The sequence below is a fragment of the Peribacillus sp. FSL P2-0133 genome (genome assembly GCF_037975445.1).
Classification (GTDB): domain Bacteria; phylum Bacillota; class Bacilli; order Bacillales; family DSM-1321; genus Peribacillus; species Peribacillus simplex_E.
Genome location: NZ_CP150254.1, coordinates 3,421,483 through 3,444,015 on the forward strand (window position 1 = coordinate 3,421,483; position 22,533 = coordinate 3,444,015).

The window sequence follows — 22,533 nt, forward strand, 5'->3', positions numbered from 1 at the left end:
CAGAACTTTTTTATTAAATATCAACAATTTTACATTTTAATGAAGGATTTTGACGATTATTGGAGAAATTAATTAGATTCAAGTCTTTTTAAGGAGGGGTCTTATATGGCTTCGACTGCCATGGTGGCTTTATGTCTTGTAACATTAGCATTTTTCGTATATTTATCATTTGCTGATTAAGAATAAATGAATACCTACGAAAAATCTCCTTGTCATTTTTCTACAATGACAAGGTTTTCTTTTCACTCAAACATAAGCCTAACCTTTTGGCAGATAAAAGGACTGAATAATGGGGGAATCATTTTGGAAAACAACAATGAAATCATTAAAGATAAGGATTACAAAAGGGAAACAGATAAAGGGAACGCCGGAATGGTCGTTACAGCTCATCCCGTAGCCACTTCCATTGGGGAAAAAATATTACGTGAAGGTGGAAATGCTGTCGATGCGGCGGTTGCCATCCAATTTGCCCTAAATATTGTGGAACCCATGATGACTGGTATTGGAGGAAGTGGTTTCCTTATGGTATATAACGCAAAAGATAAGGAAACGAAAATATACGATGGCCATGTAAGGGCACCTAAAGCCGCTCATCGAGACATGTTTCTTGATGATAAAGGGGAGGTCATCCCATTTAAAGAAAGATCAATCAAAGCTACAGCGGTTGGCATCCCCGGAATACTGAAAGCTATGGATGAAGCACTCAACGAACATGGAAGCAAGCCATTAGCGGACCTCATCGGGCCATCCATTGAATTTGCAGAAAAAGGAGTTCCCGTCAATTGGGTTCTTTGCGATGCTCTTAAAAATTTTGAATATCGATTGGGTGATGAAGCGCGTAAGTTCTTCATGCCAAATGGAAAAGCGTATCAAGATGGCGATCTGCTCATAAAAGAAAAACTGGCGAATACCTATCGGATATTACAACGTGAAGGAATTTCCGCTTTTTATGAAGGTGAAATCGGAGAGGGCATCATTTCCTGCATACAGGAACTTGGAGGGTTCATGGAGCTTTCTGATTTAAAGGAATATAAAGCTACAATCGATGTACCCATGTATGGGACTTATAAGGATTATCTAATTGCATCATCAAATGCACCAAGCGCTGGTGGATTCACGGTCATCCAAATCCTGAAAATATTAGAGAGCTTCCATATAGAACAATATGATGTCCGTTCTTGGGAAAAATATTATTTAATAGCAGAAGCGATGCGACTGGCATTTACAGATAAAAAGGCATTTCTCGCTGATCCTGAATTTGCCGAATTGCCATTGGCGGGTCTCATGCATGATGAGTATATAGCTAAACGCCGCTCATTCATTAATTTCAAAACAAGAAATAATGCCATTGACTTCGGAAACCCTTGGATTTATGATTCCGTGAAACAAAGGGATTTCATTCCGCAGCCTAATGAAGAAGATATCAGTGAAACGACACACTTCACTGTCCGTGACAGATGGGGTAATATCGCAGCATGCACTTCTACAGTGGAACATCCATTCGGATCAGGGATCATGGTTTCCGATTATGGTTTCATGCTGAATAACGAACTGACTGATTTCGATTCCATTCCAGGCGGTATGAATGAAGTACAGCCCAATAAACGCCCCGTCAGCTGTAAAAGCCCGACCATCATCTTTAAAGACGGCGAGCCGATCTTGACGTTAGGTTCACCTGGAGGACCGACCATCATCAGTTCAGTCGTACAAACGATCATTAATGTACTCGATTTAAAAATGGATTTGAAAGCAGCCATCGAGGAACCTAGAATTTTCACTCCAATGGGCCCTCATATTGAATGGGAGCCTGGAATGGATATGACTAGCAAAGGCCACTTGGAAGCGATGGGCTTCGCCTTTAATGAAGTTCCCCACTCTATAGGGAATGTCCAAGCGATTCAAATCAACCCTGATGGCTCGAACTATGGTGCTGCCGATTCAAGCCGAGAAGGCTGTGCCATGGGTCTGGACGAAACAGATTATAAATCGTGATCACTGGATTGAATGAAGCCAAAATGGAATTTGGATGTTTTTCTCTTTATTATCTCAAATCCAAATTCCTCAAAGCGGGAGCTGCGAAAATGGTCTTTCAACACGACTCTCTTGCGTGCAACCCGCTTGGCTTCATTCATTATTTCCACAGATAAATCCTTACCTACCGCAAAATGAGTCAGTCCCCTGATTCCATTCGATTCCTGAATCGTTTCTTCAAACATGGGATCGAAATATACGACATCAAAATGATTATCCGGCAATGCTTTCAAAATTTCGTAATGATCACCGTACATGACCTCAACTCTTCGCATCGCAGAAATCATCTTTTCTTCTGCATCCTCCCATGTCTTCATCCCATGGTCCACAAGCAATGCCAAATATTGATTTCCTTCCAATGCGACAACCTGTCCATATTCGCCCACTGCGAAACTTGCGACTATCGCATCCGAGCCCAAACCCATGGTACAATCAAGCACAGCGGTCCCTTCATTTATATCTCCGGCAATGAGAAATGGGTCACTCTCTCCGCGAATTATTCTTTTTATACGGATCATCGCTAGGTTCGGGTGAAAAAAGAATGGTTCTTTTTCCTGGTATCGATATAACTCCATCCGCTTTTTACCAAAAACAAGGCAATCATCTTCATTCTGTTCAGCTTGGATATCTCTGACCGATCTTTTTCTTCTGGCTATAAAGGGTATTTGTAATTCTTCAGCTAAACTTTTAGCTAATATCATCGTTTCTTTACCGGCTCTTCCTACTGTTGTGACAAACATGTACCCTACCCCTTCATACTCTCTAAAATTCGAAAAGAATGCCCTGTTTCCAGGGCATTCCGCTTCATCACTTATTTACTTGACTGAACGCTGCCAATAAATTTTCCATGATAGCTTCCATTGGCTGTCCTTCTATATCATGGCGTGGAATGAAATGTACAACATCTTTTCCCTTTAAAAGAGCCATGGATGGTGAAGAAGGTTCTATTCCATCGAAATATTCCCGCATTTTAGCTGTCGCGTCCTTATCTTGGCCGGCAAATACAGTTACCAAATGATCTGGCTTATTGTCTGATTGAAGTACGGCTTGAGTAGCAGCTGGACGGGCTAACCCGGCAGCACAGCCACAAACTGAATTCACGACCACAAGTGTCGTACCTTCTACCGATTCCATAAAGCTTTCAACCGCTTCAGGGGATTCCAACTCATCAAAACCTGCTTGCACCAGTTCCGCGCGCATTGGTTTCACCATTTGTTTCATATATTCATCATATGCCATCGACATAAAAAAACCTCCTTGGTTACAATTCTTCAATTAGTATAATCATACTATATTCTTGAGCGCATATGCAAAAATGACGCTTAAAGCTTTGTAAAATTTCATTGTTCTTCACAAAAAAACATGGTGACAGAATCCACTTTCATTCTGCCCCCATGTTTTAATCTTCCTTTTAACTAAACTTTCATCACGCCGCCTGAGCTGGCATTCGTCACAAGTTTGGAATAACGTGCTAAATAGCCTGTCCTGACTTTTGACTCGAAGCCTTTCCAATTGGCTTTGCGTTTTTCGAATTCTTCATCGGAAATTTCCAATTCGATTTTACGATTATTCAAATCCAATTCGATGATATCTCCATCTTCAACAAAGGCAATCGGGCCTCCCTCAGCTGCTTCAGGGGATATATGACCAATGCTGATACCTCGAGATGCGCCTGAAAAGCGGCCATCAGTGATCAAACCGACTTTAGCTCCAAGTCCCCTCCCGACGATTTGGGAAGTGGGTGCCAACATTTCCGGCATACCCGGCCCTCCTTTAGGTCCTTCGTAACGAATGACCACTACATTCCCCTCTTTTACTTTTCCAGTAATGATTCCTGAAAGTGCATCTTCCTGGGAATCGAAACAAATGGCAGGACCCCTGTGGTAGCCACCAACTGACTCGTCAACCGCCCCTACTTTTACGATGGAGCCTTGAGGAGCAAGGTTACCAAATAATACCGCAAGCCCACCACGCTCAGAATGCGGATTATCTAACGGATGGATAACATCCTTGTCCAATATTTCACAACCGGCAACATTTTCGCGGAGCGTTTTACCTGAGACAGAAAGGCAGTCCCCATTAAAGGCACCTGGTTTTTTAAGTAACTCATTAATGACGGCACTTACACCACCGGCATTATGTACATCTTCAATATGATAATCGGATGCCGGTGCGATTTTCGCTAGATGCGGTACTCGGTTAGCTATTTCATTTATGCGTTCCATTGGATATTCAAAACCTGCTTCATGTGCCAATGCAAGTGTATGAAGAACGGTGTTGGTCGAACCGCCCATCGCCATATCCAATGCAAATGCATTATCAATTGCATCAATCGTTACGATATCACGAGGCTTGATATCCTGTTTGATTATCTCCATCAACTGTTTAGCGGATTTCTTAACGAATTCCTTACGTTCTTCGGCTACCGCCAAAATCGTTCCATTTCCCGGAAGCGCAAGTCCTAAGCCTTCTGCCAGGCAGTTCATGGAGTTTGCCGTGAACATTCCTGAACAAGAACCGCAAGTAGGGCAGGCAACTTGCTCGATTTCCTGCAAATCTTCTTCATTGATATTACCTGCTTGATAAGCGCCCACACCTTCAAAAACGGATGTTAATGAAAGGGACTTACCGTTTTTGTCTTTACCTGCTTTCATGGGTCCGCCACTTACGAATATTGTTGGAATATTGACACGAAGTGCTGCCATCATCATTCCCGGCGTTATCTTGTCACAGTTTGGAATGCAAACCATACCGTCAAACCAATGTGCTGATACAACAGTTTCCACGGAATCCGCGATGATTTCACGACTTGGCAAAGAATAGCGCATACCAATATGACCCATTGCAATTCCATCGTCTACCCCAATCGTATTAAATTCGAAAGGAACACCGCCAGCTTCGCGAATCGCTTCCTTCACTATTTTTCCGAATTCCTGAAGGTGGACATGACCTGGAACGATATCGATGTAAGAATTACAAACCGCGATGAACGGTTTACCGAAATCTTCTTCTTTAACCCCTGCTGCCCGCAACAGACTTCTATGTGGAGCTCGATCGACCCCTTTTGTAATCATGTCACTTCTCATATTTGATGTAGACATTTGTTGTACCCCCAATTTCCACTAAATGTTTAATGATTCAATATAATATAATTTTTAGTATACTCTAAAAATTCTAACATATTTACATACAAATGCAACCATTCAACACAAAATATCTACAAAAATCATTTTACTAAAATAATAGAGATCAAATTTATATCATAAAAACTTCTGTATATCGAAAAATTAGCCATTTTGAATGTTTTGGATTCCGACCTAGGGGAACGAATGTCAAATGACTTGAAGATCCGCTTCAATAATAAAAAGGCATTCGGATTAAATCATCCGCATGCCTTTTGCCTGTAACCATTTAGATTCCATTAAGTTATTCCCATCAAATCTCACTTGTCATTCGCTTGTCTTGATTCTGTCATCTGCTTCCAAACCGAACCTTTTGCTTCTTCCCCATTTTCTATACGGTCAATGGCCATCTTGACCTGCAGGGCCACTTCGAATTCAGGGTCCTGTTCCGCTTGCTTAAGATAAGGGAGGGTCGTCTCATTTCCCACTTCATATAAAAACATCGCCGCCCTCCATCTAACCAATTTATTTTTATCCGAAAGTGATTGAGACATTTCTCCCATCGCTTCTTCAAAGCCAAGATCGGATAAACAATCCCCAGCCGTACGTCTTACGGCCGCACTTTTATCATTCAATGCTTTATACAAGCTCGGAAGCACTTTTCTATCTTCGATCATACCCAAGTATACTACCGCGAGCCTTCGAATGGAGACCTTACTATCGGAGAGTGCCATGTCCAATACGGGTATATCATCAACCGTTGGATCTTCCATTTGTTCTAAAGCCTGATAACGCTTTTCCCAGCTTTCGTCATTCAGCATTTCTGCAGTCAGTTTAATTTTTGGTCGTTTCAAAATTGCTTCCTTCGTATCCACCATTTCTTTTGCAGCGGCTACCAGCCGATTAATTCGTTCTTCCGGGTAAGCTGCAATCAACTCATCGGATACTTCCTTCACGATATCTTCCATATCACCATATCTTACGCCATAATCCTTCCATTTTCGAAGCAGTACTACATTGTCATCTTCTTTTTGAGCAGCGGAAATGCCCTTTATGAAATAATCCGGTAAGGCAAAACGTTTTTCGTGTTGGCTATCACTTGCTTTAATTTGCATCGGAATGCCCTTGAATTGTTGAATGGCAACAGTTACTTCACCGTAATGTTCATTTAATGCCGTTTGTTGATTTTGTTCTTCGGTTTTTTCCCCGAAAACTTGACGGATTTGGACCAAGATATCTTTCCAATCATATTTTGCATTTCGCTCAACGGCTAAGAAGTCCGCAACATGATATACCCCTTTCACTCCCTCGATCGTAAATAAATCTCTAATCAGCTGGGGTGCTTGGTCAGCTTGATCTTTCTTATAATTATTGCTTTTACCAGCTAATAGCTCTTCAGTTAAATTGATTTTCATTGTATTCGGACTTGGTGTAGGTTCTATCGACTTAATTTTCAATGCATTTCTCTCCTTTAACAAGACGTTTCCATGTACTAGATATTATCACATCGGCAACAGATTCTCATGCAATTGAGATTGGCTAAAAAAAGACCGGTCCAAGTTTGCTCCCTTGGACCGGTCATCCCGCTCATTCCTCTTCCAATTTTTCCGCTAAATACGTCCATCTTTCCATCAAATGGTCTAATTTATCCGTTAGTTCCTTTTCTTCTTCAAGCAGCAGGCGGACTTTTTCAAAATCGCTTCCCGCTGCTGACATTTCTGATGTTATGTCTTTCAGGCGCAACTCGACCCGTTCCATGTTCCCTTCTATCTCTTCCCATTCCTTACTTTCCGCATAAGTTAGTTTTTTCTTTTTCTTTTCGGTCCGGTTCATCTGAGGTTCTGGTGCTTTTACTGGCACGGCCTCTTCAGTCTTTTCTTCCAAGAACTCTGAATAACTGCCGTAATAGAAATCAATTTCAGCTTTATTCTTGAAAACAAGAAGCTGATGGCACGTCTTATCCAGGAAATACCTATCATGTGATACAGTAATGACTACACCTGAAAACGTTTCTAAATAATCCTCCAGAACGGTCAAGGTTTGCGTGTCCAAATCATTTGTCGGTTCATCCAAAAGCAAGACATTAGGTGCCGACATCAAAATATTAAGAAGATATAAACGCCTTTTCTCCCCTCCGGAAAGCTTGCGAATAGGCGTCCCATGAGAGCCCATTGGAAACAAGAACCTTTCAAGCATCTGCGCAGCCGATATGAAACTACCATCTTTAAGGGCGATTGAATCCGCCGTTTCCCGAATATACTCGATCATGCGCAAATTCTCATCCATATCGACGCTTTCTTGCGTATAGTACCCTATTTTCACGGTTTGCCCTTTTTCCAGGTTTCCTTCATCTATAGATTCCCGTCCGGCCAGGATATTTAACAAGGTTGATTTTCCACTGCCATTATTACCGACGATCCCAATTCGATCACCCGGTTTGAAGAGGAAGGAAAAATGGTTGATGATGGTTCGATCCCCGAAGGATTTAGAAACATCCTGCATCTCGAGTACCTTTTTCCCAAGGCGGGCACCGCTTAATTCCATTTCCAGGTTCTCTGTTTTCTGCTTATCCTTTACACCTGATTCCAATGTTTCGAAGCGTTGGATCCTGGCCTTTTGTTTCGTTGTACGGGCCTTTGCGCCTTTCCGGATCCAAGCCAGTTCTTTTTTGAATAGACTTTCCTTTTTCGATCTTTCAGCCGTTTCATTCTCTTCACGAATGGCCTTTGACTCTAAATAATCCGCATAGTTTCCTTTGTATTCGAAAAGCTGCGTTTGGGCAATTTCCCAAATCTTATTGGACACGCGATCAAGGAAATATCGATCATGGGTCACAAATAAAACGGACTTTTGATATTTCCCCAAATATTCTTCAAGCCAAGTGATACTTTCAAAATCGAGATGGTTCGTCGGCTCATCCAAAATCAGTAAATCAGGGGTCTCAATCAAGGTTTTTGCCAGGGCCGCACGCTTTTTTTGGCCACCTGACAGTTCCCCCAATTTTCTTGAGTGATCAGGAAGACCAAGCTTGGTCAGTATCGTTCTGGCATTGGCACTTGTATCCCAGGCACCAAGCGTGTCCATATCCTGTTGCTGCTTTAACAAACGGTCCTGAATTACACTATTCTGTGGATCTACCTGGAGTTGAACGAGCGTCTTTTCATACTCCTTAATCAATGAAAATACAGGAGTTGAACTTTCATACATATATTCCATGATCGTCAAATCCTCATCAAAATGCGGATCTTGGGATAGATAGGAAATCGTGTAATCATTCGGATGATCCTTCGTTCCTAAATCACTGTCTTCCAAGCCTGCGATGATATTCAATAATGTCGATTTGCCGGTGCCGTTTATACCAACGATCCCGATTTTTTCCCCTTCGGTAATGGAAAAAGAGACATCTTTAAAAAGCAGCTTTTCCCCTTGGGTTTTCATTACATGTTCCATGCTAAAAACTTTCATAATCGTACATCCCATTCCTTATTAAATTCCTCTAAAAATCCAACCATATATTCATGCCTATCACTTGCAATCTTCTTGGCTGTACAAGTATTGAGCATATCTTGCAAACGCAATAATTTTTCATGAAAGTGATGAATGGATGAGCTTTTGCCACTCCTGTATTCCTTCTTGGTCATGTTTTCCCTTATGGGCAATGAAGGATCATACATAAGTTGTCCCTTTTTTCCGCCAAATGCAAATGTCCTGGCTATGCCAATGGCACCAATTGCATCCAAGCGGTCCGCATCCTGAACAATTTCAGCCTCGATCGAAGGAAGCTTCAACTGCCCTGCACTATATGAAATTGTATTGATGATCTGTTTGATGGCATCAACACTATCAATATCCAACTTTATTTCATCAAACCAAACGTCAAGCTTTTTCCAGCCTTCATCGGCTTCCTGGTTTAGTTTATCATCTGGGATATCATGAAGCAGAGCCGCCAATTCAATGATAAACTCATTTCCTTTTCGTTCTTCTTTTGCAATATGTAAAGCCAGCTTACGAACACGATCGATATGGAACCAATCATGGCCGCTGGCATCAGAATTCAATTGGTCATATACATACTTCTCCATCAATTCAATCATCGTTTGTTTCATATCACCACTCCAAGTCCCTTCTATTTTACCATGGTTCTCAAAAATGGTGTGCTTTAATCTTCATTGAACCAACTGATCCCAATCGTCTGTTCACCGGTATGCACCCCGATGGCACTGCCCAGTGGGGATACATGGATCAACACATGAGGAAATTCTTCGGTAATCATCTTTTTCCATCTTTGTGCCTGCTCCGACACTGCACCATATAATATGGTGCATTCTTTTACTTTTCCCGCCTCGACTGATCTGCGAAAATCAGCGAAGATCTGTTTTTCCGCTTTTTTAAGGTTCCGAGGTTTAGATTTAGTATGAAGCACACCATTTTCGATTGAAATAATGGGTTTAAAGCTCAATAGGCTTCCTAGAATATACTGTGCGTTCGTTAACCTGCCGCTGCGATGAAGCTGATCTAAAGAACCAATTAATACATAGGTTTCATGGTTATCCGCATACATTCTCGTTTTGACGAAAGCCTCATTGATGGAATCGCCATTATCAATATAATGCATGAGCCTTTTCAAGATTAATAGCATTGGAAAGGAAATAAGTAAAGTATCAAAAACGTCAACAGGGATCGAAACCATTTGTGCAGCTTGCCTGCTTGCGGAAACTGTCCCGCTCAATTCACTTGAAAGATGTACGGCTATGATTCGATCATAGCGTTTTTCAAGCTCCTTATATAACTCTTGGAATCTGCCGACCGAGGGCTGTGAAGTAGTGGCGGTGATTTTTTCCTCACTCATCCGCCGGTATAATTCCTCAGGTAATAGGTCGACACCATCTTCATATTCCTTCCCATCAATGATGACGACCATCGGAACGACGTATACGTGTTCATTCAATGATAATTCTTCGTCCAAAGTTCCCGTACTATCTATTACCCATGCAATTCGTTCCATGGTTTCCCCCCTCATTTGTGTCTTCCATTATATTCAACATCCCAACCATCTGTCCCCTTTTAAATACGGATGCATATAAATATCTTACCTCAAAAAAAGAGCCCAACTGGAGCTTACGTTGGACTCGATATCATTCTTCATAATAATTTTTTTATATCCTCTTCCATTTCCAGAGGTTTTGTTTTAGGTGCATACCGGCTCACTATATTTCCATTACGATCAATCAAGAACTTTGTAAAATTCCATTTTATCGATTTGGACCCCATCACTCCAGGAGCATTTTCAGTCAGGTAGCTGAATAAGGGATGGGCTTCCTTGCCATTGACATTCACTTTTGCAAACATCGGGAATGTTATACCATGATTCAATTTGCAGTATGAGTCGATTTCCAGATCATCACCAGGCTCCTGATTCAAAAACTGATTACAAGGAAAACCAAGCACGACTACCCCATCCTCTTTATATCGCACATACAGGCTTTGCAAATCATCATACTGTGGCGAAAAACCGCATTTGCTTGCGGTATTCACTATAATCATCACTTTCCCTCTATATTCCTCAAGCGAGATGGTTTCGCCATTGATTTTATTGACTTCAAATTCGTAAATGGACATGTATGATCTCTCCCTTTAGTATGATGATTCATTTTACCGTATTTAAAGGTAGGTTTACCAACTTTTATCCTTTACTTTCATCCCTGAATCTTCACTGCTTGTATGGATTGAATCAAATACTCTACCATGTCTTCCAAATCATCCATTTGTTCTTCTTTTACAAGCCTTCCAAATGAAACTTTATATATAGAAGAAGTAACGTGTTGCATTTTTTTACTCACCGTATCGCTGGTCGTCACTGTAATGATCCTCTGATCTCCCCAAATTTTTTCCAGTTCATTCAACAATTGTTCAGCATTCACTTCATCCAGCTTTTTGGGAAAAGTAATGAAAATATCGACTGTGCAGCCCGAATGAGTTTCATCAATAGCTGCATCGAGTAACTCCGAACTTAGGTTCTTGAGTGAAGCCTGTAACTCAATCGCACCGCTAATCGAAATAGGCGCGATGGGTTTTTTCAATTCCATCTCAATCTTATATGATCTGGACATAGTCGAGAGATTAACTATATCATCACGTTTTATGACCAATATATCTCCAATGAAGTCACGATCGTAAACCGCTCCTTCCAAAACCACTTTCATGTTCTCAAATGCTGTAGGATCAAACAATCTCCAAACACCTCTCCAACTTCATAGTTTATGTATTCATGAACTTCCCATTTTACCATTCCCAGGCCATTTCCTTCGGGATTTACAAGAAATTATTAAAATAGCTTTTCTATTCAATAATTTTCTATATAATTAAAATATTATGATTTTTGAAGAAGGAGGCTAATCATGCCAATCAGAATTCCGGAACAACTGCCAGCAAGGGAAATTTTAGAACAGGAAAATATCTTCGTAATGGATGAGGAAAGAGCTACCAATCAGGAAATCCGTCCATTGAATATATTAATATTAAACCTGATGCCAGAGAAAGAAAAAACGGAGGCCCAGTTACTGCGCTTTCTTGGCAATACTCCGATTCAAGTAAATATATCATTCCTGCGCTTGAGCACACATGAATCAAAAAACACAAGTAAATTTCATTTAGATCAATTTTATAAATCATTTAATGATATCCGCACGAAGAAGTATGACGGCTTGATAATTACAGGTGCTCCAGTAGAAAAGCTGGAATTTTCAGATGTTAATTATTGGGAAGAACTGCAGAGTATCATGAACTGGTCAAGTGAAAATGTCACATCCACCCTACATATTTGTTGGGGGGCACAAGCTGCCCTGTACCATCATTATGGAATAGGCAAATACGAACTTCCAGAGAAATGCTTCGGGATATACACCCATGAGGTCCTTGAACCGAATGAAAATCTAGTCCGCGGATTCGATGATTATTTTATGGCCCCTCATTCTCGCCATACGGATATTGACTATCAAAAATTAGTTAACCATCCAGAACTGAAGGTTCTCGCACAGTCCGATCAAGCTGGTGTATTGATTGCTGCTTCAGTTGATGGAAAAAGAATTATGGTTACCGGCCATTTTGAGTATGATGCCGATACCCTTGGTGAAGAATACAAGCGCGATAGGGAGCGTGGAATCAATACGCAACTCCCTGAAAATTACTTTCCTGATAACGATCCGACCAAGGTACCTCTTCACCGCTGGAAGAGCCATTGCAGCCTGATGTTCTCGAATTGGCTGAACTATTATGTCTACCAATCAACCCCTTATGAGTGGGATTGAAAGGGTAAGAAAAAAGAAGCTTTCACGTTTAGGTGAATCGTTTTTTGGTCAGCCACTTCCGATTATCATGGGAAACAACCTGAGTTTCTGACTCAGGTTGTTTGTTTCATGATTCCTTATTGCCGAAATAAACCTCTTCAAAAGGTTGGACGACCACAAATCCTTGACCTTCGAATTTCATTTGAACGGATTCTCCGCTTCCCCTACCAAAAAACGACTTCAGTGAAACATCCGTTACGAATTCAGGCTGCAATTCCCCAGACCAAGCCACTGTGGCATTCGGGTCAGTATAGACTGGATTCCCATGTTCCACCATTAAAGTAAGCGGCTCATAATGGGAAGTGAATGCGACCATGCCTCTCCCCTCGAGCCTTACGTTGAACAATCCCCCTGCCAATAATCCGGCAATGCGCCGCATCATTTTTATATCCCATTGAATCCCCGGCTCAAATGCAAGTAAATCATTTCCGTTAACACAGATCGATTCCCCATTTAACTGTAAAATGGAAATCTTCTTTCCTTGATCCGCGACGTATAGCTTTCCGCTTCCAGTCGCTTTCATCAAAGATGCACCCTCACCAGTCAAAGCCTTTTTGAAGAGTTTACCAAGACCATGCTCCAAGATACCTTCCCGCTCGAATTTAATTTGGCCACGATAAGAAACCATCGTCCCCATTTTTGCCCAGATCTGCTGTTCCAAATTAATCTCCAGGATTCGTTCCGTTTCAAGTTCGAATAAACCTTGCCCTTTATCCTGCTGTTTCGTCTTTTCAACAAATTGATCGATTTGATACTTCTCCATCACTGCCCCACCTCTTTTTGAAGGAGGAAAAGCCACATGAACGATACAGCTTGCTTTAACTCCTTTGAAAAATGCCCCAGTTTTGTATAGTCCACCCCTCTCTTTGCAACGCCGGTATCAGCCACTGCCTTCCATCCGGTTTCTAAAGCCATTTTTTCAAATTCCCAAGGCTGCATTGTATTCATGATGACTTTATCTCCTAATAACCGTTGAAAACTGAATTTTTTTCGTGGTTCAGCTGTTGGACCAAGTATACCAAAACAGGCATAACCGCCAGGCTTTATTACCCGTTGAATTTCCTTCATCACCGTTAATGGTTCACCCGTATATTCCAAAGAATTAATGACCATTGCCGCATCCAGTTCTTCATCTTTGAATGGAAGATTATAAAAATCCCCTTGCAGGAAAGAAAGTTCTGGTTGTTGAGCGGTTTTCCCCTTTGCAAATTCAATCATCACATTGGATAAATCAACTCCGGTTACTTCAAATCCCGCTTCGGCCAATTTCAAGGAACCAACTCCATCTCCACAGCCAATGTCAGCCACCTTCACTTTCGAAGGTACATATTCAGAAAAGAAAGGAATAATGTTTTTCCGGCTCCCCGTTTCCCACATTTCTTGCGAATTCTTCACCCACATAGGTGCAAAAACATCCCATTCCTTTTTCGATTCTTTATGCCATGTATGTAAATTCATCAGAAATTCCCCCTCCTAATTAAGCAAGTTCCTACTATATTAAAAACACTCAGTTTCCAGAATCAAAATAACGGGGCTTCTTTATAGCTATTCTGCTCAAATTTAAAAAATCCTCTTTTATAACTTCGTTCAGGAATACAGATGATTTTCAAATACATAAAAAAAAACTGCCAGCGGCAGCTTATTTTGAATTTTCTTCATTTCTTTTTTGTATCTTTCGTAAATCCTCGACACGGTCAGGAGATTCTTCAAAGAATTCAACCAGGTCTCCAATCCTATCGATGGCATTCCAGCTAAGGTGGTGTTCGATCCCCTCTACATCATGATAAATATTTTCTTCCTTGACCCCAATCAACCTTAGCATCTGTTCTAAAAGTTCATGCCGGTATACGAGCCTTTTACCAACTTTTTTCCCATTTGCAGTTAAAACGAGACCTCGGTACTTTTCATATATCAAATATTTTTCTTGATCAAGTTTTTGAACCATTTTTGTAACTGAAGAAGGGTGGACGGAAAGATTTTCGGCAATATCGGAAACTCTTGCATATCCTTTTTCTTCAATAAGTAAATAAATTTGTTCTATGTAATCCTCCATGCTCGGTGTAGGCATTCGGAATCCTCCCATTCAAACGCATATCTAAAAATTTTACTATATAAACCACCCCGAAACAAGATGATATAAGTCTCAGGGCGCCTTTAATGATGTTTCTTCTCAAGTTTGCTTGACGTTTTGTTCTGTTGGGAATGTAAAACTGATCTTCTTTTCAGAGTCGGACCAAGATAATATGGCATCAAAGGTCTTTTCCCCTTTTTTAAAACCGCTTATCAAATCCGTTTCACCGCTCGCCAACAGCTTTTTTATATTTGCTTGACTGATTTTCTTATTAAGGATTTTTTTGGAGATAGTGAAGTTACACTTTGTTTTTTGATAACTAACACATCCATAGAATTCCCCTTTATCGACAATCTTAGAACCGCATAGTTTACAGCTGCCCACAGATGCTGAACTTCTCTTATTAGGGCCGCTCCGTTGAATCGACTCGGTGTCCAGCCCTTGAAAATCCCAGCTTTCCGATGATTCCACGGCATCACTGATAATTTTTGCTGACATCTTTTTAACAGCTTCCATAAATCCGCCAGCGGATGCCTTCCCTTCCCCGATTTCTCTTAAACGCTGTTCCCATTTGGCAGTCATCTCGGGTGAAGCCAGGATTTTCTCCCCAATCGCGGTAATCAGCACTTTCCCTTTATCTGTCGCAAATACCTGATTTTTTTTTACATTGATGTATTTACGGTCTTTGAGCATGGTAATGATGCCAGCCCGGGTTGCTTCGGTTCCAAGACCCTCGGTTTTCATCAGCACCTTTTCTAACTCTTCATTATCCAGATGCTTTCCGGCAGTCTTCATCAAAGTGATCAGCTGACCTTCTGTATAGCGCTTAGGAGGCTGGGTTTTTCCTTCTTTCACCTTTATATTGGCGACCTTGCCAGAATCCCCTTTTGAGACGGACGGCAAAATGATATCATCGTCTTCCTTGTCATTTTGGAAAATCACTTTGCGCCATCCCTCTTGAATCTGCTGCTTTCCTTTAGAAATGAATTCGGCACGCTTATCGACAAGCGTTTTAATGGTGGTGTAATCGAAAATGGCTTTCTCATAATGGGCCGCAATCAAGCGGCGTACCACCAAGTCATAAATATTCCGTTCTTCAGCGGAAAGCCGCTTTGGATCGGTTACCTGCTCCGTCGGGATGATGGCATAGTGATCAGTCACTTTCTTTTCATTTACAAACCGTTTATTATTCATGATGTTCGGTTGTGGCAAGGGAAACAGGGATTCATATTCCGAAAATCCGCTTAGTTTTTGCAAAATATCGGGAAATGTTTCAGCTTCCCCCTCCGTCACATAATTGGAATCTGAACGAGGATAAGAAACGATCCCTTTTTGATATAAACTTTGTACTATATCAAGCGTCTGTTTCGGCGAATATTTATAAATCTTGTTCACTGTCGCTTGCAATGACGAGAGATTAAATAACAAAGGCGGCTGAAATTCTTTCCTTTCTGTATCCATTTCAGCTATTTCAGCTTCCTTACCCTTGCAAAAAGCGGCAATTTTATCAGCCATTTCTTTTGTCTTGATTCTCGGATCATTGTTCTGCTGCCATTTTCCCTGATATTTCTTTCCATCCATCTTGAAGTCAGCGAATACTTCCCAGAACGGTTCAGACTTGAATTGCTCAATTTCCATTTCCCGCTTCACAATCAAGGCGAGAGTCGGTGTCTGAACCCTTCCAGCTGAAAACACATCCGAAACGCCCCTTTGTTTCAATAAAATACTATACGCTCTCGACGCATTCATTCCCACAACCCAGTCCGCGCAAGCTCTCGTATACGCTTCATAATAGAGCGGCCTGGTTTTTTCCTCGCTCTTTAGATTTTGGAATCCCTCATAAATCGCTTTTGGGGTCAAAGAGGAAATCCATAACCGTTTCATCGGTTTATTGACATTGCATAGATTAACGATGTTGCGTACAATCAATTCTCCTTCACGCCCGGCATCACCTGCATGAATGATTTCATCGACTTCCGGTTTCCTAAGCAAAGTCTTCACAACATTGAATTGCTTTGCCTTTTGTCGGGTCACTTCATATTGAAATTTCTCAGGAATCATCGGCAACGTTTCCATCGACCATTTTTTCCATTTTGAATGATAGGTTTCCGGCGAAACGAGTTGACATAAATGACCGACGGCCCAAGTTACATAAGCTCCATCGGGAAAAAGTTCATTCGGCATAATTTCTATATAGCCTTGCTGTTTCTTCGTTTTAAATTGAGCCGCTAGCGTTGAACCTTGATCTGGTTTCTCCGCAATGATTAGCTTCATGTTCATCTTCACCTAATCCGTTAAAAAATATCTTCCCCTATCATTATACCTTAATTATCACAATCGGCTAGATATGACTTCGTTTTTACTGAACTGTTCTATAGGAAACATTAAATGATTGCTTAACTTCGGTGAATAGTGAGGTTTTCAGGCAGATGATAAACCTGTCTTAATATAGGAGGATTAATAGGTAAAAAAAAAGCTTCACTATTGGATGGTCAGTATAGATTAGGGGGAATCGGAGTATATACAAAAGAAACAAGCGCGATGTTAAACTTCGCCCATAGCTTTTCACTGTTTAGTTATTTATTGATATTATTCATACAAAAGCTAAAGGTATAGGTACTTCGTTAAGTAGATTTTTAAAAAGAGAAAGTGATAATCTTAGTTGGATTGCGACCCAACTTATTATAAATCCTGATAGCCCTTTTTACAGCATCGGGACTCTTATTGGTAAGAGAAATAAAGAAAAGCATATCACACTACAAAACATCCATAATTTTTTAAAATTATTGACGAGAGAGTCAGATTTAGCTGAATTACCCAAAGAAAAAATTTTATATATTTCACTCTATTACTTTAATGAAATAAAAAATATATGCCTAACCAATGGAGCGATTACAAAAAATATAGATTAACTCATATAGTTTGTTTAAATGCTCTATCCATCGCTGGAAATCACATTATTTTAGAGAACTATAATTTTTCATCTAATCAATTGAACAATACTAAAATTTCTAAGAGTTTAACCCATATTCAAAACATTGATTGGTCAAGTGAGGGAAGTGTAAAATATTTGAAAGGAGTAAGTGGCTCAAATCTCTTAGCAGCAGATTTAGTTACCTCATTTAAAAATTAACTGATAAAAGGTTGGTTTATATGGAATTACCATGAATGAACTATATGCCAGCCTGAAGTCAGTCCGTACAAATGCCCGTTATGGGGGTTACCCGTAAGGTTAATCAGCTCACTAAAAGGAGAGGAAACCCTTTAAAAGGTTTACCCCCAGTTTTTATTTGAAATTAAATTTATTAGACTCTAACATTGAAACTACGTTTTTAATTGTTAACTCACGTAACTTAACTTTTTTGTTTCGATAATCAGTTCCATAGAGTGAGCAACTGCAAATAAACCAATCGCCTTGATATAATATCTCTTCTGTGTTTATTGATTGCCGTTATTCTGTATTATGTAAACTTTTCATCTGTTCTTTGTAAAATTGAAAGTATTATTTACTACGGTCAACCCCACTTTACTTTAGGATAGGGAGCGTAAGGTACCTTTTCAAAATTTCACATTATGGGTCAGCCTAAAAATAGTTTGTTACACATATTCAGGAATTACCTGCTTAATCTCCTGTTCACCATTCTCTAATCCTTCTAACCATAGATCAACTAATTGGACCCCATTGATTAATTCAATATTTAACCCTTCAGCATATTCCCGAGCATTTTTTGTGAAGTCTCCTGTTGTTATTACATAGCCACTCTGTAATCCTTGTTTAATAATATTGGAATGAAGTATAGCTATTGCCTCAAAATCCAAGTCATCTTTATAACATTTAACTTGACCAAGATACTTTCCTTCTTTAGTTTCATGCTAAAAAATCTACCCCATAATCACCAGATGGAGGAGTTACCCACGTTTTTCCACCCCTTGATCTACCAAATACCTCAGCAACAAAAGACTCGAAAGCAATTGGATCTTGTTTAATAAAAATGGAATTATCTTTTATTAATTTTTTATCTTCTGGATTTTCTTTTCTAAATCTAAGATACAGACCCATTGCTAAAGTCCTTTTCATTTCATCACTTGTGTCTATATGGCGTGCTAGCAATGCAGCTTTGTAATGTTCCTTACTTTTTGTCAGACGAAACTGAATAAATGCCCCAGCCAAAACAATGGCTACAATTAGCTCTATGATAAAAATTTTTACCGCCTCCTTTTATTAAAGGTATCGACAATTAATAAGGATTTTAAACGACAAAAGCCCTTTTTGGAAAGGGCCTTATAACTATAATATACAAAAAAACAAGAATGCTGGATTCAGGAAGACTTAGAATCTTTAGATAAGGGAGCACTAAAGACCCCTATCAAAATAATGAATATAAGGAGGGAGATGGCTGCAACTGCAAAGTTAAGGGTCAAAAAATCTAAGGCTTCTAAATCCAGAAATTTTGTAGCATTCTCAAAGGATGACGGTAAAAGAAATTGATGAAATATTATATCAATCATTAAAAGGAGCAAACCCAGTAAAGAGTTTACCCTGTTATTAGTTTAATATTTATAACGAATTGTGAAAATTGGGTCATATTGCATTGAATACTGAAGAAGTATATGTCGATCTACATTTGGAGTTTTAGCGCTGTATTCCAATACTGGAGAAGGAATACCTCAGGACTAATTGCTAATGGTTCACCATGTAATTGAGCTCCTCTAGGAAGAATAATAATTACAGACATAGTGAATCGCCCTTGAGTGACAGTAAAGTTGCTCTGAGGTGCAATAAGGTTAAAGTTCACCTTCATGATTCTTAAATGTTTTCCCATCATGGTAGTATAGTTAAGAGCCTAAATGAACATTGTCGTTTTCTTTCAATTGACGAACAAGTTGCATAAACTATAAAAGTTAAATAAAATTAAAAGAAGCTGATGAAATCAGCTTCTTTTTGCAAATGTTCTATAATATTTTTACACTAATCGGATAGAGATAAGGCTCATAAGGTTCACTGATTTTTTCCCAATCAGTAATTTTGATTACAGGAAGCTCCTTCCCGTTATACGTCGTAATTTCTATTACACCATTTGCTTTGATCCATGTATCCTTGTCTAGGGAAGAAGCCTCTGGGAACTCTGAAAGAAATCCAATAATACTTGCGTCTGCGACACAGTGAGTAATTAAAAATCTTGAAATCACCAGCTGATTTTGAGCAAATCCATCTTCTTTATAAACAAAGCCCTTTAATTCGATTTTTCTTCCCTTAAACTTATTAATATCTTTACTCATTTCTTCATAATAGGCTGCATATACATAGTCATTCATCTCAATATTTTGGTTTTGTTCTAACTGTTGTATCAGTTGATTATATTCTTCCTCTGAGATTTCTTCCTGCTGGTTTTCTAGAAGAGCTGGGTCTACAGGGTTGTCATCTATAGAGGGATTAGCCTGACCATTTAAGTTACTCTCTTCCATTTCTTCTGGAGGGTTACTGTTTTCTTTATTTTTGTCTTCTTTAGGTGCTTGTTTTTGGTTTGACAGTGCCAGCATTGCCCCTTTCTTATTGGCAATAGAAGCATCGAGTACTTTGGCTGGAAGCAGAAACCCAGTTAGTAATGGAAACACAATAATAAAATACGAAATTAGTTTTTTTGTGTTAAAAGAAGAATCTCCATGATCATGGTTATGGTCGCAGTCATGGTCGTGCTGATCACAATGATGATAGCTGCTTTTCTTTACTTTCCATGTCCTTGTAATTTGAATAAAAAACAAAATCAAAAATATTACAGAAGCTACTTGGCTTAAACTTTCATATTTTGGGTTAATGAACTTTGTAATTTCACCGGTGAAATGAAGCTTAAATATGAGGGCCGAAAAAGCTAGTAAAATTAAAGCTCTAGCAGCTTGCTGAAATTGGAGTTGCATGATTTTCCCCTCCTTATAAAAAGCTTTGCAGCAGCATTAAAGTGATAAACACCATTGAAACAACCAATGCTAGCAAAACCATAACAAATTTAAATCGAAAAACGCTCAGCATCATAAGTGTGTTCTTTAAATCCATCATGGGTCCGAAAATTAAGAAGCCAAGGATTGATGAAACTGGAAAAATGCTGCTAAAGGAAGCTCCTATAAACGCGTCTGCTTCAGAACATAGAGATAAAACGTAAGCCAATCCCATCATAACAAATAAAGAAGAAGCCGGACCGTTTCCAGCCTCCAACAAGGATTTTGCTGGCATATAGGTTTGTACAAAAGCAGCTAAAAAAGCTCCCATAACCAGGTATTTCCCCATATCAAAAAACTCATCAATTGAATGTGTGAGCATCGACCAAAAACGCTTGGATAGTGATTGATTTTTACTGTGATTATGGGTTGAAATGATGGAAGCCTTAAATTGATTGCCTTTAAAAATCCAACTGACAGCAAAGGCAACCATTATAGCCACCAGAAAACCTAACCCCATACGCAATCCTGCAATTTTAAAATCGTTTCCAAATGCCATATATGTAGAAGCAATAACAATCGGGTTGATAAGAGGGCCTGTTAACATAAAACCCATCGCAGCATGAATAGGTACTCCTTTTACAACTAAACGTCGAACAATGGGGACGATTCCACATTCACAGGCAGGAAACAGCGCTCCTACAATACAGCTCATGATTACAGCCATAACTTTATTCTTTGGTATCCACCTTTGAATATGTTCCTCAGTAACAAAGATTTGGATCACTCCAGCGATGAGGACCCCAATTAAAACAAAGGGCAGGGCTTCTATTAAAATACTTAGAAAAATAGTATTTAAATTTAACAATGACGGTGGAATAACAAAGGTATCTTTTATACTAGAACTGAAAGAAAACAGGAAAAGAGCTAGCGCTATTATGATAATACCGGTTATATCTATCATATGACCTCGAATAATCCGAATCATAGGTACCTCCTTTAAAATATAATGTAGTGCTTCTTCCATAAAATATATTAGAAAGTTGTAGAGTATGAATGAAAGATTTACTTAAAAATATATAGCAAACTTTAACGATTAAATTCACATGACTAATAGTAAAGAAAGCCCTGCCACAAAAAGATGGAAGGGTTATGAAAGTTTTAGATTCTAGCTATGTAAAATATTTTTTCTCTTATACTATGTTTGATTTTATTCATTTAATGCTGTCTGAATGGTTTCTAGATTTTTTCTCATGATGCTAAAATAATCATCACCTTGTTTTATATTCTCCTCTGTTATCGCTTCTAGATTATGAAGAGTAAGAGACTTCGTACCTATTTCTTTTTGAGTCATCTCTGCAACTTTTGGAGTTAAATTCTGCTCGAAAATCACATAATGGACGCCATGTTCTGTTGATTCCTGAACGATTTCTTGTAATTCTTTCTGAGAAGGCACCTGTGAAGGAGATAAACTTGAAATAGCAATCTCTTCAATTCCATATCGACTTTCCCAATATCCATATGCAGCATGAGATACTAATAAATACTTCGTTTTGGAGTTGTCGACGGTTGATTTAAAATCTTGAATTAGTTTTTCTAAATCGCTTTTTAATTGAAGAAAATTAGATTCAAACTCTGAAGCATGTTCTGGCATTATATCACTTAACGAATTTTTAATATTGTTAGCAAGGTCAATGGCAAGAACAGGATCTAACCATACATGGGGATCCAAATCTACGTGGTCATGGCCATCGTCTTCATGCACATGATCTTCAGTTGCCCCTTCCTCTCCTTCTTGATCATCAGAATGTGTTTCCTCGCTTTCGTGTTCAAGTTCGTCAGAGTGTGTTTCTTCGCCCATAGAAGGTTACCATTTTTAAATCGTAATTATTACGTTTTAAATCTTAAAACTATTTTAGAGTAATGTAAAGGAATATTAGAGGATGGTAAAAATTAACATATACTAAAACAGGAGACCGTAATTTCATTACGTCAAAAAACAAGAGAAACAACCCGGACGGATCAGTAC

The 22,533-nt window shown here is 39.4% G+C and carries 21 protein-coding genes; 3 read left to right on the forward strand and 18 right to left on the reverse strand.

Going from position 1 to position 22,533, the window contains the following annotated elements:
- Positions 1-303: 303 nt before the first annotated feature.
- The gene (gene ggt / locus MKY17_RS16370) at positions 304-1,992 is read left to right on the forward strand and encodes a gamma-glutamyltransferase (protein WP_286176841.1); all 1,689 of its coding nucleotides are present in this window, start codon (positions 304-306) and stop codon (positions 1,990-1,992) included.
- Here ggt and MKY17_RS16375 read toward each other — a convergent pair.
- The 9 genes from MKY17_RS16375 to MKY17_RS16415 form a co-directional block, all read right to left on the reverse strand.
- Entirely contained in the window at positions 1,980-2,771 is a 792-nt protein-coding gene (locus tag MKY17_RS16375) for a class I SAM-dependent methyltransferase (RefSeq protein WP_098369315.1), read from the reverse strand. The genes ggt and MKY17_RS16375 overlap by 13 nt on opposite strands.
- Before the next feature lie 67 nt (positions 2,772-2,838).
- Positions 2,839-3,276, reverse strand: coding sequence for a BrxA/BrxB family bacilliredoxin (locus tag MKY17_RS16380; RefSeq protein WP_098369314.1), 438 nt, complete (start codon positions 3,274-3,276; stop codon positions 2,839-2,841).
- Positions 3,277-3,446: 170 nt separating this feature from the next.
- Complete coding sequence (gene ilvD / locus MKY17_RS16385; RefSeq protein ID WP_185150912.1) at positions 3,447-5,132, reverse strand: dihydroxy-acid dehydratase; 1,686 nt, start codon at positions 5,130-5,132, stop codon at positions 3,447-3,449.
- Between the two features lie 341 nt (positions 5,133-5,473).
- Positions 5,474-6,610, reverse strand: a complete 1,137-nt coding sequence (locus MKY17_RS16390) for a conserved virulence factor C family protein (protein ID WP_098369313.1) — start codon at positions 6,608-6,610, stop codon at positions 5,474-5,476.
- 130 nt (positions 6,611-6,740) lie between these two features.
- Complete coding sequence (locus MKY17_RS16395) at positions 6,741-8,618, reverse strand: ABC-F family ATP-binding cassette domain-containing protein (protein WP_098369312.1); 1,878 nt, start codon at positions 8,616-8,618, stop codon at positions 6,741-6,743.
- Positions 8,615-9,259 carry an HD domain-containing protein gene (locus MKY17_RS16400; protein ID WP_098369311.1) on the reverse strand — a complete coding sequence of 215 codons (645 nt, stop codon included), beginning with the start codon at positions 9,257-9,259 and terminating at the stop codon, positions 8,615-8,617. The genes MKY17_RS16395 and MKY17_RS16400 overlap by 4 nt, the downstream gene beginning before the upstream one ends.
- A gap of 53 nt (positions 9,260-9,312) precedes the next feature.
- On the reverse strand, positions 9,313-10,158 hold the full coding sequence (locus tag MKY17_RS16405) for a DegV family protein (protein WP_098369310.1): 846 nt from the start codon (positions 10,156-10,158) through the stop codon (positions 9,313-9,315).
- Between the two features lie 137 nt (positions 10,159-10,295).
- Positions 10,296-10,772, reverse strand: a complete 477-nt coding sequence (locus tag MKY17_RS16410; RefSeq protein ID WP_098369309.1) for a glutathione peroxidase — start codon at positions 10,770-10,772, stop codon at positions 10,296-10,298.
- Positions 10,773-10,849: 77 nt separating this feature from the next.
- Positions 10,850-11,383: a hypothetical protein gene (locus MKY17_RS16415; protein WP_098369308.1), complete on the reverse strand. Its 534-nt coding sequence runs from the start codon at positions 11,381-11,383 to the stop codon at positions 10,850-10,852.
- Positions 11,384-11,551: 168 nt separating this feature from the next.
- Between MKY17_RS16415 and metA the strand changes: the two genes are divergently transcribed.
- A complete protein-coding gene (gene metA, locus MKY17_RS16420; protein WP_098369307.1) occupies positions 11,552-12,460 on the forward strand; it encodes a homoserine O-succinyltransferase in 909 nt (302 codons plus the stop codon).
- A gap of 106 nt (positions 12,461-12,566) precedes the next feature.
- Here metA and MKY17_RS16425 read toward each other — a convergent pair whose 3' ends face one another.
- From MKY17_RS16425 to MKY17_RS16440, 4 genes are all read right to left on the reverse strand, one after another.
- Positions 12,567-13,262, reverse strand: coding sequence for an AIM24 family protein (locus MKY17_RS16425; RefSeq protein ID WP_098369306.1), 696 nt, complete (start codon positions 13,260-13,262; stop codon positions 12,567-12,569).
- A complete protein-coding gene (locus tag MKY17_RS16430; RefSeq protein WP_098369305.1) occupies positions 13,262-13,957 on the reverse strand; it encodes a class I SAM-dependent methyltransferase in 696 nt (231 codons plus the stop codon). Before MKY17_RS16430 ends, MKY17_RS16425 begins: the two co-directional genes overlap by 1 nt.
- A gap of 181 nt (positions 13,958-14,138) precedes the next feature.
- Positions 14,139-14,567 carry a transcriptional regulator MntR gene (gene mntR / locus MKY17_RS16435; protein WP_063234342.1) on the reverse strand — a complete coding sequence of 143 codons (429 nt, stop codon included), beginning with the start codon at positions 14,565-14,567 and terminating at the stop codon, positions 14,139-14,141.
- 102 nt (positions 14,568-14,669) lie between these two features.
- A complete protein-coding gene (locus MKY17_RS16440; protein WP_339200162.1) occupies positions 14,670-16,844 on the reverse strand; it encodes a DNA topoisomerase III in 2,175 nt (724 codons plus the stop codon).
- 598 nt (positions 16,845-17,442) lie between these two features.
- On the opposite strand from MKY17_RS16440, the gene MKY17_RS16445 reads away from it, so the two are divergent.
- Entirely contained in the window at positions 17,443-17,703 is a 261-nt protein-coding gene (locus MKY17_RS16445) for a hypothetical protein (RefSeq protein WP_142324019.1), read from the forward strand.
- Positions 17,704-18,167: 464 nt separating this feature from the next.
- On the opposite strand, the gene MKY17_RS16450 is transcribed toward MKY17_RS16445, so the two are convergent.
- From MKY17_RS16450 to MKY17_RS16470, 5 genes are all read right to left on the reverse strand, one after another.
- Positions 18,168-18,389 (reverse strand): restriction endonuclease, encoded by a 222-nt coding sequence (locus MKY17_RS16450; RefSeq protein ID WP_286177257.1) that lies wholly within the window; start codon positions 18,387-18,389, stop codon positions 18,168-18,170.
- Positions 18,390-18,438: 49 nt separating this feature from the next.
- A complete protein-coding gene (locus MKY17_RS16455) occupies positions 18,439-18,741 on the reverse strand; it encodes a hypothetical protein (RefSeq protein ID WP_286177256.1) in 303 nt (100 codons plus the stop codon).
- A 782-nt stretch (positions 18,742-19,523) separates the two neighbouring features.
- On the reverse strand, positions 19,524-20,486 hold the full coding sequence (locus tag MKY17_RS16460) for a TIGR03943 family protein (protein ID WP_098373706.1): 963 nt from the start codon (positions 20,484-20,486) through the stop codon (positions 19,524-19,526).
- Between the two features lie 13 nt (positions 20,487-20,499).
- Positions 20,500-21,492, reverse strand: a complete 993-nt coding sequence (locus MKY17_RS16465) for a permease (RefSeq protein WP_098373705.1) — start codon at positions 21,490-21,492, stop codon at positions 20,500-20,502.
- Between the two features lie 222 nt (positions 21,493-21,714).
- Positions 21,715-22,365 (reverse strand): zinc ABC transporter substrate-binding protein, encoded by a 651-nt coding sequence (locus tag MKY17_RS16470; protein WP_098373704.1) that lies wholly within the window; start codon positions 22,363-22,365, stop codon positions 21,715-21,717.
- Between the last annotated feature and the right edge of the window lie 168 nt (positions 22,366-22,533).

Excerpts from the sequence above, each read along its gene's own strand:
- MKY17_RS16400 (WP_098369311.1), bottom strand. The coding sequence starts at position 9,259 with ATGAAACAAACGATGATTGAATTGATGGAGAAGTATGTATATGACCAA.
- MKY17_RS16410 (WP_098369309.1), bottom strand. The coding sequence starts at position 10,772 with ATGTCCATTTACGAATTTGAAGTCAATAAAATCAATGGCGAAACCATC.
- MKY17_RS16380 (WP_098369314.1), bottom strand. The coding sequence starts at position 3,276 with ATGTCGATGGCATATGATGAATATATGAAACAAATGGTGAAACCAATG.
- MKY17_RS16445 (WP_142324019.1), top strand. The coding sequence starts at position 17,443 with ATGCCTAACCAATGGAGCGATTACAAAAAATATAGATTAACTCATATA.
- mntR (WP_063234342.1), bottom strand. The coding sequence starts at position 14,567 with ATGCCTACACCGAGCATGGAGGATTACATAGAACAAATTTATTTACTT.
- MKY17_RS16440 (WP_339200162.1), bottom strand. The coding sequence starts at position 16,844 with ATGAAGCTAATCATTGCGGAGAAACCAGATCAAGGTTCAACGCTAGCG.
- MKY17_RS16430 (WP_098369305.1), bottom strand. The coding sequence starts at position 13,957 with ATGAATTTACATACATGGCATAAAGAATCGAAAAAGGAATGGGATGTT.
- MKY17_RS16425 (WP_098369306.1), bottom strand. The coding sequence starts at position 13,262 with ATGGAGAAGTATCAAATCGATCAATTTGTTGAAAAGACGAAACAGCAG.
- MKY17_RS16395 (WP_098369312.1), bottom strand. The coding sequence starts at position 8,618 with ATGAAAGTTTTTAGCATGGAACATGTAATGAAAACCCAAGGGGAAAAG.
- MKY17_RS16375 (WP_098369315.1), bottom strand. The coding sequence starts at position 2,771 with ATGTTTGTCACAACAGTAGGAAGAGCCGGTAAAGAAACGATGATATTA.
- MKY17_RS16470 (WP_098373704.1), bottom strand. The coding sequence starts at position 22,365 with ATGGGCGAAGAAACACACTCTGACGAACTTGAACACGAAAGCGAGGAA.
- MKY17_RS16465 (WP_098373705.1), bottom strand. The coding sequence starts at position 21,492 with ATGATTCGGATTATTCGAGGTCATATGATAGATATAACCGGTATTATC.
- ilvD (WP_185150912.1), bottom strand. The coding sequence starts at position 5,132 with ATGTCTACATCAAATATGAGAAGTGACATGATTACAAAAGGGGTCGAT.
- MKY17_RS16405 (WP_098369310.1), bottom strand. The coding sequence starts at position 10,158 with ATGGAACGAATTGCATGGGTAATAGATAGTACGGGAACTTTGGACGAA.
- metA (WP_098369307.1), top strand. The coding sequence starts at position 11,552 with ATGCCAATCAGAATTCCGGAACAACTGCCAGCAAGGGAAATTTTAGAA.
- MKY17_RS16460 (WP_098373706.1), bottom strand. The coding sequence starts at position 20,486 with ATGCAACTCCAATTTCAGCAAGCTGCTAGAGCTTTAATTTTACTAGCT.